This window comes from Candidatus Acidiferrales bacterium, from assembly GCA_035934015.1.
Classification (GTDB): Bacteria; Acidobacteriota; Terriglobia; order Acidiferrales; family UBA7541; genus DAHUXN01.
The window spans coordinates 204,479-217,747 of the sequence record DASYYH010000016.1 but is presented as its reverse complement, the minus strand read 5'-3'; the positions used below and the strand labels follow the sequence as shown (position 1 = coordinate 217,747).

Here is a 13,269-nt window from a genome sequence, read left to right as displayed (position 1 = left end):
CTCGACATTCAAGTCTGCTTGGCAAACGGCTGGCCGAAGTCTCTGAAACTATGGGCCGCGGGCATCGTGGCGACATGCGCCAGAGGCAGTTCGATACGGAAAGTGGTGCCGTGCCCAACCTCTGTATCAAATTCTACCGAACCATTGTGCAGTTGTACAAACCGGAAAGTGTTGGCCAGGCCCAGGCCCGTGCCGCCTTTGCGCGTGGTGAAAAAGAGCTGAAAAATCTTGGCGCGATTCTCCGGAAGAATTCCCGGACCTGTATCATTCACGGAGATTTCCGCCATATCGGCAGTGCGGTCCAAGGTCACGGTAAGAACGCCCGCCTTGGGCATGACGTCGCAAGCATTCAGAACCAAATTGAGCAAGGCCTGCTCAATCAACTGACGGTCAATTTCCACCAGAGGAAACATCGAAGGAATCTCTTTTATTAAGCGTATATTGTTACGTTCGATGGCTGGCTTGGCCGCGGCGAGCACGCTTTCGATCAGTTCGGGAAGGCTGGTCTCTTGACGCGCAAGTTCCACTGGCCGGCTGAATTCCAGAAAGGTTTTCACCACACGGTCAAGGCGATCGATTTCCGTGTCGAGCATTCTTGCGGCCTGTTGGGTTTCTGGTTCGACAGAGAGGTTCGATTTCAAGACTTCGAGCCAGACGCGCATGGAGTTCAGAGGATTCTTAACTTCATGAGCTACGCCGGCGGTGACGCGGCCGAGCGCGGCGAGTCTTTCGGAAACCTGCAACTGCGAACCGATGCGTTCGAGAGATTCGAGGTCGCGCAGAGTGACGAGCAGGCCCATGCTCGTGCCGTTCTCCTGGATGAGCTGCACGCTTGCACCGACCCGGCGAGTACCCAGCTCATTCGAAATCTCGACTTCCACCTGTTCAGTGCCCTCCCGCGAAAATTCGCCATTCGGGCCGATTTGTAACGCAACAGCCACCGGATGCCCTGGAGGAAAGATTTCTTCGATTTTGCGTCCGAGAACGCTTTCGGAACCGACATCGAGGAATTTGCCCGCCGAAGGGCTGACGAGAACGGCGCGTCCTTCGGCGTTAAAAAGCAAGAGGCCATCTTCGAGGCCGGCCATGATTTGGTTCATGTTTTCGCGCAGAGTGCCAAAAATTTCACGCACGTCGCGAAGCTGCTGTCCGATGCGGCTGATTTTGCCGGACACTTGGCCGAGTTCACCCGTACGGATGACGGGCTCAAGATCGAATTCACCCGCGGAAATACGATCCAACTGCGTTGAAATTCGCGAGAGCGGAGCGAGAGCCATCTGGCTCACGAAAGCGGTAAAAAGAGTCGAAAGAATTACCGCGGCGAGCGCGAGCCATGCGGCGGAGTGCAGACCAGGCCACACTTCATCGCGAAGAAGAGCGGAAGAAATCGCGACATGAATTTCGCCGAACGGTTCCAAGCCGATGTTGAATGGCAGAGTGACCTCATAAACCTGCGGCGGCCCATGCAGAATTTCAAGCTGATTGATGAAGGAAGCGCGAACCAGCTGTGAGAGTGGTGGCCGTGTCGCGACCGGCTTGCCAGGAATCGAAGGATCGCTCGAAACCAGCGCAAGACCCTGGCTGTCACCAATCGTGATCTCGTAAATGGTCGGCGAAAAACTCATGTCGGATTCGATCAGAGCAGAAAGACCGGCGCTCTTATCGAGAGTTTGCTGAATGTAGTCGTGAACAGCCTCGGGGTCGGCCGATGTGGGGGCATCGCCACGATCAGCGGCCTCACGCAAAGCGTCCTGTGCCGAGACGAAGACTTGCTGAAGAACAAACTGAGAGCGATCGTTCGCCTGCGTAATGACCTGCCGCGTGAGCCGGGCGACATACAAAGCGGAGATCAGCGCGACGACGACCAGGACTAGCAACGAAGTCGCCAGCGTGAATTTATTTTTGAGGCTTAGCGACATTTTTGCGAGATGCCTCGTACTCCTTCAGCTTGTTGTGAAGCGTCTTCAAGCTGATGCCGAGCAACTCGGCGGCGCGCGTTTTGTTTCCATTGGTCGCGGCGAGAGTTTGTTGGATCAGTTCGCGTTCGGCCGCTTCCACCGTGGTCCCCGGAAGAAAGTGCAGGCCAGAAAGCTCGCTCGTTTGAATCACAGGGCCCCGTGCGAAATCTTCAGGAAGATGCTGGCGGCCAATTGGGCCACCATCGCAGGTGATTGCCGCCCGCTCAATCACATTGCGTAATTCACGAACGTTGCCGGGCCATGGATAGGCTTTGAACAATTCCATGACTTCCGTGTTCACTCCGCTAGCGTGGCGGCCATGCTTTTGATTGATGTCCGCGAGTAATTGCTCGATGAGCATAGGTAAATCCTCCTTGTGATCTCGCAAAGGAGGCAGATGGATATGGAAAACGTTCAAGCGAAAGTACAGGTCCTGTCGCAGATGCCCCTGTGCAACTGCCTGCTGAGGATCTTTGTTCGTAGCAGCCAGCACGCGAACATTCACCGGAGTTTCGACTTTGCTGCCGATGCGGCGAATCTTGCGGTCTTCGAGGACCCGTAGAAGTTTGGACTGCGTGGCTGCTGGCATTTCCCCGATTTCATCAAGCAACAACGTGCCGCCATCAGCGAGTTCAAAGCAGCCAAGGCGCCGTTCGGCGGCTCCGGTGAAAGAGCCTTTTTCATGGCCAAAAATTTCGCTCTCCATCAGTGACTCGGGGATCGCGGAGCAGTTGATGGCGACGAAAGGCTGACTCGCCCGAGGCGAGAGCTGGTGAATGGTGCGCGCGACAACTTCTTTGCCGGATCCTGTTTCCCCGGTGATGAGCACCGAAGCTGTCGACGGAGCAGCGGTTTCGACCTGGCGCATGACCGCAGTCATATTCTTCGATCCGCCGACCAACTCCCCCAAACGCCCAGCGTCCCGCAACTGGCGAGTGAGAGCAGCAACTTGCTTGAGGTCGCGCACCTTCCCCATGGCGCGATCGAGAAGCGAGCGCAGCACGGGTGCTTTCAAGGGTTTTTCGATGTACCAAAATGCTCCAGCTTCGATTGCTTGCACAGCGCGCTCATCGCTGCCGCGCCCCGTGATGATGATGACCGGCGTTTCCGGAGAGGTTTTGTGCACTTCACTCAGGAAATCCAAGCCGTTCATGCCGGGAAGCTCCACGTCCGCGAGGATGACGGCGGGCTGGAACTCGGCGAACCTTGCCAGACCTTCCTCAGCCGAACCGACGCCAAGGATTTCGCAGCCCCACTTGCGGAGGAGCGCTTCGTAACCTTTGCGGGCGTTCTCCTCATCCTCGACAATCAAGATGCGATGCGAAAAGGTGGCGTGACTGGCCATGTAAAGCCAATTTACCAGTCAAGAGAGGTAAAGCCAAGCGTATGCCTTCACGCACTTAGTGTTTAGACGGATGCGCCTGCTGGAGAGATTTTCGACTTGGGACGAATGTGAGAAGGATTACTTTGGAGATATCGAAGTCAAAAAACCCCATTGCCTCCAACTCGCTGGATTATAATCGCTTGCGTTTGATGCATCTTCTGGCGGCCACGGGAAATAAGCATTCTAGAGTTGGCTCAAGGACAACAGTATAAGAGGCTTCGCGCCCAGACTTTGATCTGAACTGGTTCCTCTGCGCTGGGGGTTAGATGGAATGAGGGGTCTGTTTCGGGGACTGGTAGTTTTTGCCGCTGCAATTGTTCTGCCTGTGTCTGCCTGGGGGCGCGGCCCCGAAAAGCACCCGCACGGTCATGCAATAGCTAAGACTTCTAGTACGAGCAAGACCGGCAGAACGACATCCGCAAGGGAATCCAGTTCTGAAGGCGCGGCTAGCTCAAGCAAAGCGGGTGACGAAGGGCAATCGAAAGATAATTCCACAACAGACGAGACTTCGAAGTGGGTTCCTATGGCGTCGGCCTCAGGTGGATTAGGGCTTTTTACGATCGATTCTGGCGAAACGATCGCCCGGCACGGTTTGTCGTTTGACGTAGACGCGAACAAATTCTCGCGCAATCCAGGAAGCATCACCGTACTCGAGACCGGCTGGAGCATTGGCTACGGCGTTACGGACAAGCTGACGGCAATTTTCCAGTGGAACGTGCACAATCACGTTCACGTTGACAACCCTGCGGAGCTGAGCCTGGACTCGGGCACGGGTGCGCAATACGGGAACACGATCTACAACAGCCTCGTTCCCGGAGGCACGCCGGCGTATGTCGAGGACTTTCCATTCGCTTACACAAAAAACGGGGGCGTGGGGAACATTGATATCGGAGCGAAATATGGGCTGCTCTCCGAAAGCCGCGGTGATCAGCTGAGTCTGGCGCTACGCGGCGATATCTTTGTTCCAACGGTAACGTCGATACCAAATCTTTTGGTGAATCAGTCGCAGAGCGGCGCGCTGGATTTTCAATTTGGAGCGGATGTAACCAAAAGTGTGCTGGACGATGAACTCGAATTGACCGGCGACATGGGCTATCGCGTCACGCGGGATCCAGGGCCTGAATTCAATAACTCTCCGGCTCTGACGCGAGCGGATCAAATGAATGCTGGCTTCGGTTTCCTAATGTTCCCGCAAAGCCGCGTGCAAGTGATGAGCGAATACACGGCGACAGTATTTGTGGGCGCGCACACACCGGATACGACGTTTGGGGCGCGAGATCCGATCGACACGGTATGGGGTCTGCGCCTTTACCTCACCCAAATGGCGGCAATGGACATCGGCTATCGCTATATGATTAACCTCCCCGACGTGCTCGATCGCAATGGATTCGTCGTAAAACTGGAAGGAGCATATTGGCCGGAAGAAATCAAACCGCTGCCACTGGTTAACATACAGCTGTCCCTGCGGCCTACTGACGTGCAAGAGGGGTCAAATGCGCAAGTGACGGCAACGACGCAGACAACGGATTCGCAGAATTACCCGCTCACCTATTCATGGACAGCGGATGCGGGAAATATCGTCGGCACAGGGCCGAATGTTCGATGGGATTCGACGGGCGTGAAGGCGGGTATGTACACGATCAACGCCACTGCGGAAGATACGCACGGCGGAACAGCGACGACATCCGCGCAGATCACGGTAACGCCTAAGCCCATTCCTCCGCCGACGATGAGTTGCTCGGTGGATCATTCGACCGTCATGGCCGGGGAAAAGATCAACGTGACGGCCAGCGTCAACGACCTTTCGAATACGCAGTTGACTTACCAATGGCTGACGAATGGCGGCCAGATTTTGGGAACAGGCTCAACTGTGCAATTGGATACGACCGGACTCGCGCCTGGCAATTACACGGTGACCGGACGTGTGCAGAACGCAAAGGGTGGTGCAGCCGCATGCGCGGCGGACGTTACGGTTCAAACGCCTCCACCTCCGCCACAAGCCTCGAAGATCAATCAGTGCTATTTCCGCTTGCGCAGCGCACGTGTCGATAATGTCTGCAAGCGCATTCTGGATGACGTTGCCGTGCGCATGCAAAACGATCCGAAGGCCAAGGTCGTCATCGTCGGCTATGCGATGCCGAGACGCGAACGGACGCGAAAGCTGACCGACCAATTAGCGAAAGACCGAGCTGAAAACGCGAAGAAATATCTTGCGCAAAAGAAAGGCTTGGATGTCTCGCGGATTGAAACCCGCATGGGTACTGGCGCTGCCAAAGCCGGCAAGGAGAATCGCCGGATGGATATTATCTGGGTCCCAGATGGCGCCACATTTTGACGTGCACCCTGAATAGGGACGACTTTCGTGCTTCCAGCGTTTCGAAGCGGGCCCCACACTGTTCTATGCTCAGGGCAAGCGCTGCAAAGAGGCTGAGAAACAGTTTGAGATTGGAAGGAGCATCGAGCGATATGGAGGAGCGGCGCCTGCTGATCTTCAAGCATCGTGCCGTTTTTTTCTTTGGGCTTGCAATATTTCTTGCCCTGGTCGCTGCGCGCGCACGTGCGCAAACCTGGCGAGCGATGGGGCCGCAAGGCGGAGACGTACGCGCACTGGCCGTGGATCCGCGAAATCCAAAGATTCTTTATCTTGGCACGACCGATGGACATATCTTCACTTCGCGAGACGCCGGAGATCATTGGCAGATTCTCGGCCGCGCAGGTGAATCACGACAAGCCGTGGTGACGGCGGTCATCGTGGACCCGCGTGATTCCCGGGAAATATATGCCAGTGAATGGACGCGCGATCCTCACGGTGAAGGCGGTGGAGTATTTCGCAGTCGCGATGCGGGAGTGCATTGGGCGCCCATGGGGCTAGCGGGACATGCCGTGCGCGCGGTCGCGCAAGCGCCTTCGAACCCAAATGAACTCGTCGCCGGAGCGCTCGACGGAATTTTTCTATCTCGCGATGGAGGTGAAAACTGGGAGCGAATCTCCCCGCAGAAAGATGCAGAACTTTACAATATAGATTCGGTGGCCATCGACCCGCGCGATCCCGGGACAGTTTACTCCGGGACATTCCATCTTCCGTGGAAGACAACGGACGGTGGAAAACATTGGTCTCCGATCCATTCCGGCATGATTGACGATTCGGATGTGTTCAGTCTTGTCGTCGACCGTCAGAAGCCGGATCGAATTTTCGCCACAGCGTGCTCTGGAATTTATCGCAGCGATAATGCCGGCGCGCTCTGGACGAAGATTCAAGGGATCCCCTTTTCGGCGCGCCGTACGCATGCGATCGTGCAGGATCCTTCCCATCCGCAAATCGTATACGCGGGAACGACAGAAGGACTGTGGAAGACTGCGGACGGTGGAGCGAATTGGCAATTGATGACGCCGGCGAGCTGGGTCATCAATGCGATGGCCGTCGAGCCGAACTCTCAGCGTGTGATTCTGGGAACGGAGCAGCTTGGCGTGCTGGTCAGCGATGATGGCGGCAATTTTTTTCATGTTTCGAATGACGGATTTGATCATCGGGAGATTTTTTCCGTCGCCTTGAACCGGCGTCGTCTGGGAAATCTGGTTGCAGTGCTGGCGGATGCGCCTGAGCCAATTCTGCAGACAAAAGACAGTGGACGAACGTGGTTTCCTATGGGCGCGGGGCTGCGCAGCGAGGACCTCAAGAAAATTTACTCGTCGCCGCGGGGATGGCTGGCGGCGCTTGATGACGGCGGGATCGAACTCTATGATTCGCTGCGCCGCCAGTGGCTGTATGTTGGAGAAATCCCCGCCGCGAGCGGATCGCGCCAATTCCATGTGGTCGTGAACGATATCGTGTTTGAACGGACAGGTTGGTATGCAGCCACGACCTCAGGGCTGTTTGTCTCGCGCGATTCCGGGCAGAATTGGGATTCCATCCCGTTGAGTTCACCGGGTCTGCCTCTGAACTCGGTGATGGTCTCGGCGGGTGGCCGCGCGATTTGGGTTGTTTCCTCGGGCGGAATGCTTTGCTCTAAAGATGCAGGTCGCACATGGCGCTGGCGTGACTTGCCGCTCTCCTCCGGCGGGTCTCTCGCGCTCCATGTAAATGGCGCGACGTTTCTGGCGAGCGCCCGACGCGGCCTCTATATTTCGCACGATAAGGGCGCGACGTGGACTCTCGAAGCACATGGATTGCCGGCCGGGCCACCCGAAGACGTGGCTGTCCTTGGAAACGATTGGGTTGTCTCGATGCGCGATGGCGGCCTTTATCTTTCCCAGGACTCCGGTGCGAATTGGAACCGTCTCGGAGGGACGGTGGCGGATGGTTATTTTCCGCTTGTCGCATCAGGGCCGTCGTCAGGAAACATTTTTGTGGCATCAACGACGGAAGGACTCTACGCTCTCGAACTTTCCACGTACGCGGCAAGCACAGCAGCACAATCGGGCGCGCAGCACCAGTAGGGCCTGTTAAATATCTTGCACAATCCTCTTCAAAAGCCTTGCAAAACTGTATTGGCGGGTCGAATCTATGAATAAGCCTTGCTCATTCTCGGGCTGCCCAGCCAGGAAACATATATTTAGATTAAACCAATGAGAGTCTTTCACGGAGGTGCCAAGTTGAAGCATTCGAAATATTCCCCATGTTGGGTTGTTGCGGTGACTGTCATGGGACTCGTATTCGCGGGCTGCTCAAACAAGGGAAGCAGCGCGAGCAGTGCAGATAACGCGAGCAGCTCGGCTGGAGGACAGTCAGCGGCTAGTGCCGCGCCTCCTCCGATCACCATTCCGGCGGGAAAAGAAATTCAAGCGCGGCTCGAGACATCGCTCAATAGCCGCGACAATCAAGCCGGAGACACTTTTGAAGCCACGCTTACAGATCCAATCGTCGTGGACGGACAGACGATCGCGGAGCGCGACACAAAACTGCGCGGAGTCGTTGTTGACGCGCGGGCATCTGGGCGACTCTCGAAGCCTGGTCTGCTGAGTGTAGAGCTGCGAGGAATTGACATTCAGGGAAATTGGGTGGAGATCTCGACGGAACCCCTCACCGTGGAAGCCAAATCCCATAAGAAGCGGGACGTGATTGCGATTGGGGGTGGCTCGGCGCTGGGCGCACTGATTGGTGGCATTGCCGGCGGCGGAAAGGGCGCCGCGATAGGCGCGCTGGCGGGCGGCGGCGCAGGCACGGCGGGTGCTGCTGCAACCGGAAAACTGGACGTTCGTTTGAGCGCAGAATCACATCTGACCTTCCGCCTGAGCCGAGCCATCGCAGTAAGTCAATAAGCAGAACACCTTTTGCAGCCTTTGGTTTGAACAGTTAAGCTGAATCACAGAAAATCCCTGCACCGCATTGCGGCTGCCGGGATTTTTTGTATAGGGTTGCAGCAGGAAGCGTGTCCACGAGCATTTTTCATTTTGAAATTACCCTTAAATGCGTGTATATACTTGAAAAGTGAAGTAGTTATTTGATTAGCAGACATATCGCAATTACTATGCCGTGCCGAAACGGGCCTGGGCACAGAGTTAACGAAGGCATTTTGGAACACCAAGTGGCGAGTCTCTAACAAATTAGGAAAATTCCGGATTTGGTCTGAGGTTTGCTTCGGGAAAAGTGGAATCGTGCCGCAAATGGAACACGAAACACGCTAGGCGAGGCACAAATGAAAACTCAGATGGATGCATCTGAGCCGCAAGACCGTGTGCGGACAGTAGCAGCGAGCCTCCTGATTGTGGACGATGAAGAAGCCACGCGCAGGCTCTGTAGCGACATCGCAATGGAAGCCGGGCTGCGCGTGCGAACCGCGAGCACGACGGAAGAAGCTTTGGAAGCCTTGGACCAATATCCCGCCGACATTGTTATCACGGACTTAAAGGTGCCGCAATTGGGTGGTCTCGAGCTGCTCAGGCGTCTGCGCGAGCATTACCCGCAGATTTCTGTTCTCGTATTGACGCAATACGGTTCCATTTCGACCGCCGTGGAAGCAACGCGTCTCGGCGCGGCCGATTACCTGACGAAACCATTCCACGTCGAAGAGCTGCGCCGTAAACTGACCCGGCTGATCCACGAACAAGAACTCGACCAGGAAAACCGCGTCTTGCGCGAGCAGTTGCGCACTCGACCGGGATATGGAGAACTGATTGGGTTGTCGTCGAAAATGCAACGCGTCTACAAGCTGATTGAAAAAGTCAGCCAGCACAACTATCCGGTCCTGATCTTGGGCGAGAGTGGCACGGGCAAGGAACTCGTGGCGCGCTCGATTCACTTTTCGGGGACGCGGAAACAAAAGCCGTTTGCGCCCGTGGATTGCTCGGCGCTTGTGCCGACGCTCATCGAATCGGAGCTTTTCGGTTACGTCAAAGGCGCATTTACCGGCGCGATGCATACAAAGCAAGGATTGATCGAGAGCGCGGATGGCGGCACTTTGTTTTTGGACGAGATTGGCGACCTGCCCGTGGATATGCAGGCCAAGCTGCTGCGCGTGCTTCAGGAGCGGGAGATTCGTCCCGTGGGGTCGAACGAGCGCGTTTCAATCGACGTGCGTGTGATCGCAGCGACCAATCGGGACCTGGAGGCGGCTGTGCACAACAATGGCTTCCGCCAGGATTTGTTTTTCCGTCTCAATGTCGTTCAAATCAAGCTGCCGCCCCTGCGCGAACGCAAGACGGACATTCCGATATTAGTGCAGTCGTTCCTCGAAAAATTTGCTGATCCCGGGCGCCCCGCGCCCGTGTTGGCCGAAGATGCGATGGCGCATCTCACGGCCTACGATTGGCCTGGAAATGTCCGCGAACTAGAGAACGCCATTGAACGTGCCGTTGCGCTCGGCTCTGGCCCGATTCTGCACTCGAGTGACCTTCCATCGAATCTTCAATATGGCGCTCCCGCGAGAGAGCGCGCGCTGGCGAGTGACGAAATTGTTCCGCTCGAAGAATTGGAGCGCCGTGCTATTCTCCGTGCGCTGCGTGAGTCGGGTGGCGACAAGCTCGTTGCCGCGAAGCTTCTTGGCATCGGCAAAACCACACTCTATCGAAAGCTCAAGGAATACCAGGTGCGTCTGCCAGTGAGCTAGCCTCGTATCGAATGGCGAAATAGCATAGCAATCGGGCGGGTCGGCATGGATGTGCCAGCTCACTCAATCCCATCAGGTCTTAAGTGTCCGTGTCTCCACGCCACGTGAATTGCTCTCCAAAGTACTTCCTCGTCATGAAAGATGACGATGCTCTCCATGCAGCCGTGCCTGTCTGAAGCGTAGTGGTTCCCATAACGAACGATCCCGTATCGGAGTGGGAACGCGTAGGCATGAGTGAATCGCCGGCAGAATCGTAAGGCGCTCATTAGTCACGATTTGCCAGCCTCCTTTCTATTGGTAAGCGCAATGCATGGGCTTCGGCAGAGGGCTATTCGAGATGGACTATCTGAAAGCTCGAAGAATCGAAAAACTTCTGATAAAGGCCAGGGATTTCGCGATTTTCTGGTGCGTCGTGTTCGTCGTCTGCTACTTGATCCTCCGGCTGGGGCGCTGAGTCATATGGCGCTGCGCTCCTGGTTCCATTCGTGGAGAACCAAACAGAAGTCTCTAGCCGTGGGCGCTATGGCCGAAGAAGAAAGTGAAGAGCTCCCAGTGACGCCGGAAGAGGGCTCCTTGGTTGAACGCGCCGACCGCCAGTGGAAAAGACTTCAGGCCGAGTTGCTGAGCGTTCTCGACGGTGTCCGTTGCGGCGTACTGCTCGTTGGAGCGGAGGGGAATATTCGTTTCGTGAACGCGCATTTTGGAATGCTATTCGAATTGGATGCCGGTGCTTTGGAGCGCTTGAAGGATTTTCAGGAGCTTTGGAACATGCTCCAGCCGCGATTCGAAGATCCGAGGGCGTTTCCCACGCCGTGGCGCATTTTTGCAAATGGGTCAGGAGATGCGATTTACGATGAGTTGGAACTTGTTGGTGAAGCGCCGCGCATCTTGGAACGGTATGCCCGTCCAGTGCTCGATGAAGACGGAAGAAAGCTCGGCTGGCTCGAAATCTACCGGGACATCACCAGCCAGAGGAATATCCAATCGAAGCTCGAGCAAACGGACAAAATGGCCGCGCTTGGACAGCTCGTCTCTGGGATCGCGCACGAGCTAAACAACCCGTTGACGTCCATCATGGGATACGCGCAGTTGCAGTTAGCGCGCAACAGCGCGGAAGCTCCGGGCGGCGAGGCCAAAATGATTTTCGAAGAAGCCGAACGCGCCCGGCGGATTGTCAAGAATTTGTTGTTCTTTGCGCGTCAAGCCGAACCCGAGCGCACGCGCGCGGACATCAATGCAATCATCGAGCGCACCGTTTCGTTGCGAGGCTACGAGTTGAGAGTCGAAAACATTACCGTAAGCTGTGAACTTGCCCCCGATCTTCCTGCCACATTGGCTGACCCTTTTCAATTGCAACAGGTTGTATTGAACCTGCTTGTGAATGCAGAGCAGGCCATTCTCGAAGGCCGCGGTCAAGGCCGCATTCGCATACGCACGAGAAAAGTTTCAGAGGACCGGCTCACGATCGAGGTTTTCGATAACGGTCCGGGGATTCCGCCGGAAGTTGCGTCGCGAATTTTCGATCCTTTCTTCACCACCAAGCCGCCGGGTGTCGGTACAGGCCTGGGCCTTTCGATTGTGTATGGCATCGTCGAGCAGCATGGTGGCGAGGTCACCTTTGAGAATCTGCGCGGAGGGGGAACCAAATTCAAAGTGGATCTGCCAATAACCGCCGTGCCAGATGCAGAAGCGCCGGTCGACATGGCCATGAATGCGGATACGCCGCGGAAGGCCGCCAGTAGTCGCGTGCTTGTTGTCGAGGATGAGCCGACTGTTGCACAGCTCGTCGCCGATGTGCTGCGCAACGAAGGCCATCGTGTGGACACGGTGCTCGACAGCCCGGAGGGATTGGCGTGGATCGCGCGGAACCACTACGACTTGATCATCTGCGACCTGCGTATGCCTCGGCTGGATGGGCCGGCGTTTTATGATGCACTCGTCCGCAATGGCAATTCAGCGCAGCATCGAATTCTGTTCATTACCGGCGACACGCTAGGCCCGCACACGGCGGATTTCCTGAAATCACACCAGCTTCCATATCTGGCAAAACCATTTCTGGTCGAGGAATTGAAACTGGCGGTGTGCAGGGTGCTCGGCGAAAGCGTGCCAAGTGCGCAGTTTGGCCGAGCGGGAGAGAAAGCACACGTATGACACGAGCCGCAGTCGCGAGCGAAGCACCGGCATGGATGGTTCCAAAACGCGCATCTGTCGTCATTGGAATAAGAGAAGACGAAGAAAGAGATAAGATCATGCGCGCAATCGCCCGTACTAGCTCGCACAGGGAAATCGCAACGGCTAAGGCGTTTGATGAGCTGAGTTCTTCAGCTGCACGACTGGAGCCGCGGACAATCGTCTTCGAGGAGGATATCCTCCCGTCGAACCTTCCATTTGGCGACGCTGCTCGTCGGCTAGCGCTCTTTGCTCCGGTCGTCGCCGTTGGCCTGCCGGAGCGGCAATCGCAGCTCGCCGCTCTGATCGCTCGTGGGGACGTCGACTTCGTCGCTCGCGCGGGCGAATGCGCGGCCGTCGTGGCCGCTCTCGTTGAGCGGCGACTTCATGCGCGGCCTGCCGAGCGTATGTTTCGCGCCGCGTGGATGGCCGATCTTCCCGGTGACTTCGCGGAAATTCTTCGCCACGAAATCAATAACCCGCTGACCGGGATTCTCGGCAATGCGGAGCTGCTCTTGTCCCAACATCGCGCCGTCCTTCCGCCGGTCTCCGTGCAGCGGCTTGAGACAGTCGTGGACCTTGCCGTGCGCTTGCGCGAGACGATTCGGTGCCTTGGCGCAGAATGGGAGCGCCAGCACACCACCCTGCGATCGGTGCATTCCGCCTAGCTCGCAGGGCCGTGCAACCGTTTCCATTGCACCGAAAATTTGGC

General features: G+C 56.4%; 8 protein-coding genes. 6 read left to right on the top strand and 2 right to left on the bottom strand.

The window, feature by feature from the left end; all coding sequences use genetic code 11:
• Window positions 1–8: 8 nt before the first annotated feature.
• Entirely contained in the window at window positions 9–1,919 is a 1,911-nt protein-coding gene (locus VGR81_08200) for an ATP-binding protein (GenBank protein HEV2288918.1), read from the bottom strand.
• On the bottom strand, window positions 1,897–3,303 hold the full coding sequence (locus VGR81_08195; GenBank protein ID HEV2288917.1) for a sigma-54 dependent transcriptional regulator: 1,407 nt from the start codon (window positions 3,301–3,303) through the stop codon (window positions 1,897–1,899). Before VGR81_08195 ends, VGR81_08200 begins: the two co-directional genes overlap by 23 nt.
• A 562-nt stretch (window positions 3,304–3,865) precedes the next feature.
• Between VGR81_08195 and VGR81_08190 the strand changes: the two genes are divergently transcribed.
• The 6 genes from VGR81_08190 (at window position 3,866) to VGR81_08165 (ending at window position 13,225) form a co-directional block, all read left to right on the top strand.
• On the top strand, window positions 3,866–5,677 hold the full coding sequence (locus VGR81_08190; protein HEV2288916.1) for an OmpA family protein: 1,812 nt from the start codon (window positions 3,866–3,868) through the stop codon (window positions 5,675–5,677).
• 104 nt (window positions 5,678–5,781) lie between these two features.
• A complete protein-coding gene (locus VGR81_08185; protein ID HEV2288915.1) occupies window positions 5,782–7,779 on the top strand; it encodes a hypothetical protein in 1,998 nt (665 codons plus the stop codon).
• A 204-nt stretch (window positions 7,780–7,983) separates the two neighbouring features.
• Window positions 7,984–8,601: a hypothetical protein gene (locus VGR81_08180; GenBank protein ID HEV2288914.1), complete on the top strand. Its 618-nt coding sequence runs from the start codon at window positions 7,984–7,986 to the stop codon at window positions 8,599–8,601.
• A 377-nt stretch (window positions 8,602–8,978) separates the two neighbouring features.
• Complete coding sequence (locus tag VGR81_08175) at window positions 8,979–10,388, top strand: sigma-54 dependent transcriptional regulator (GenBank protein ID HEV2288913.1); 1,410 nt, start codon at window positions 8,979–8,981, stop codon at window positions 10,386–10,388.
• Between the two features lie 459 nt (window positions 10,389–10,847).
• A complete protein-coding gene (locus VGR81_08170) occupies window positions 10,848–12,539 on the top strand; it encodes an ATP-binding protein (protein ID HEV2288912.1) in 1,692 nt (563 codons plus the stop codon).
• On the top strand, window positions 12,536–13,225 hold the full coding sequence (locus VGR81_08165) for a histidine kinase dimerization/phospho-acceptor domain-containing protein (GenBank protein HEV2288911.1): 690 nt from the start codon (window positions 12,536–12,538) through the stop codon (window positions 13,223–13,225). The genes VGR81_08170 and VGR81_08165 overlap by 4 nt, the downstream gene beginning before the upstream one ends.
• The last annotated feature ends 44 nt before the right edge of the window (window positions 13,226–13,269 follow it).

Excerpts from the sequence above, each read along its gene's own strand:
- VGR81_08180 (HEV2288914.1), top strand. The coding sequence starts at position 7,984 with ATGGGACTCGTATTCGCGGGCTGCTCAAACAAGGGAAGCAGCGCGAGC.
- VGR81_08165 (HEV2288911.1), top strand. The coding sequence starts at position 12,536 with ATGACACGAGCCGCAGTCGCGAGCGAAGCACCGGCATGGATGGTTCCA.
- VGR81_08170 (HEV2288912.1), top strand. The coding sequence starts at position 10,848 with ATGGCGCTGCGCTCCTGGTTCCATTCGTGGAGAACCAAACAGAAGTCT.
- VGR81_08195 (HEV2288917.1), bottom strand. The coding sequence starts at position 3,303 with ATGGCCAGTCACGCCACCTTTTCGCATCGCATCTTGATTGTCGAGGAT.
- VGR81_08175 (HEV2288913.1), top strand. The coding sequence starts at position 8,979 with ATGAAAACTCAGATGGATGCATCTGAGCCGCAAGACCGTGTGCGGACA.
- VGR81_08190 (HEV2288916.1), top strand. The coding sequence starts at position 3,866 with ATGGCGTCGGCCTCAGGTGGATTAGGGCTTTTTACGATCGATTCTGGC.
- VGR81_08200 (HEV2288918.1), bottom strand. The coding sequence starts at position 1,919 with ATGTCGCTAAGCCTCAAAAATAAATTCACGCTGGCGACTTCGTTGCTA.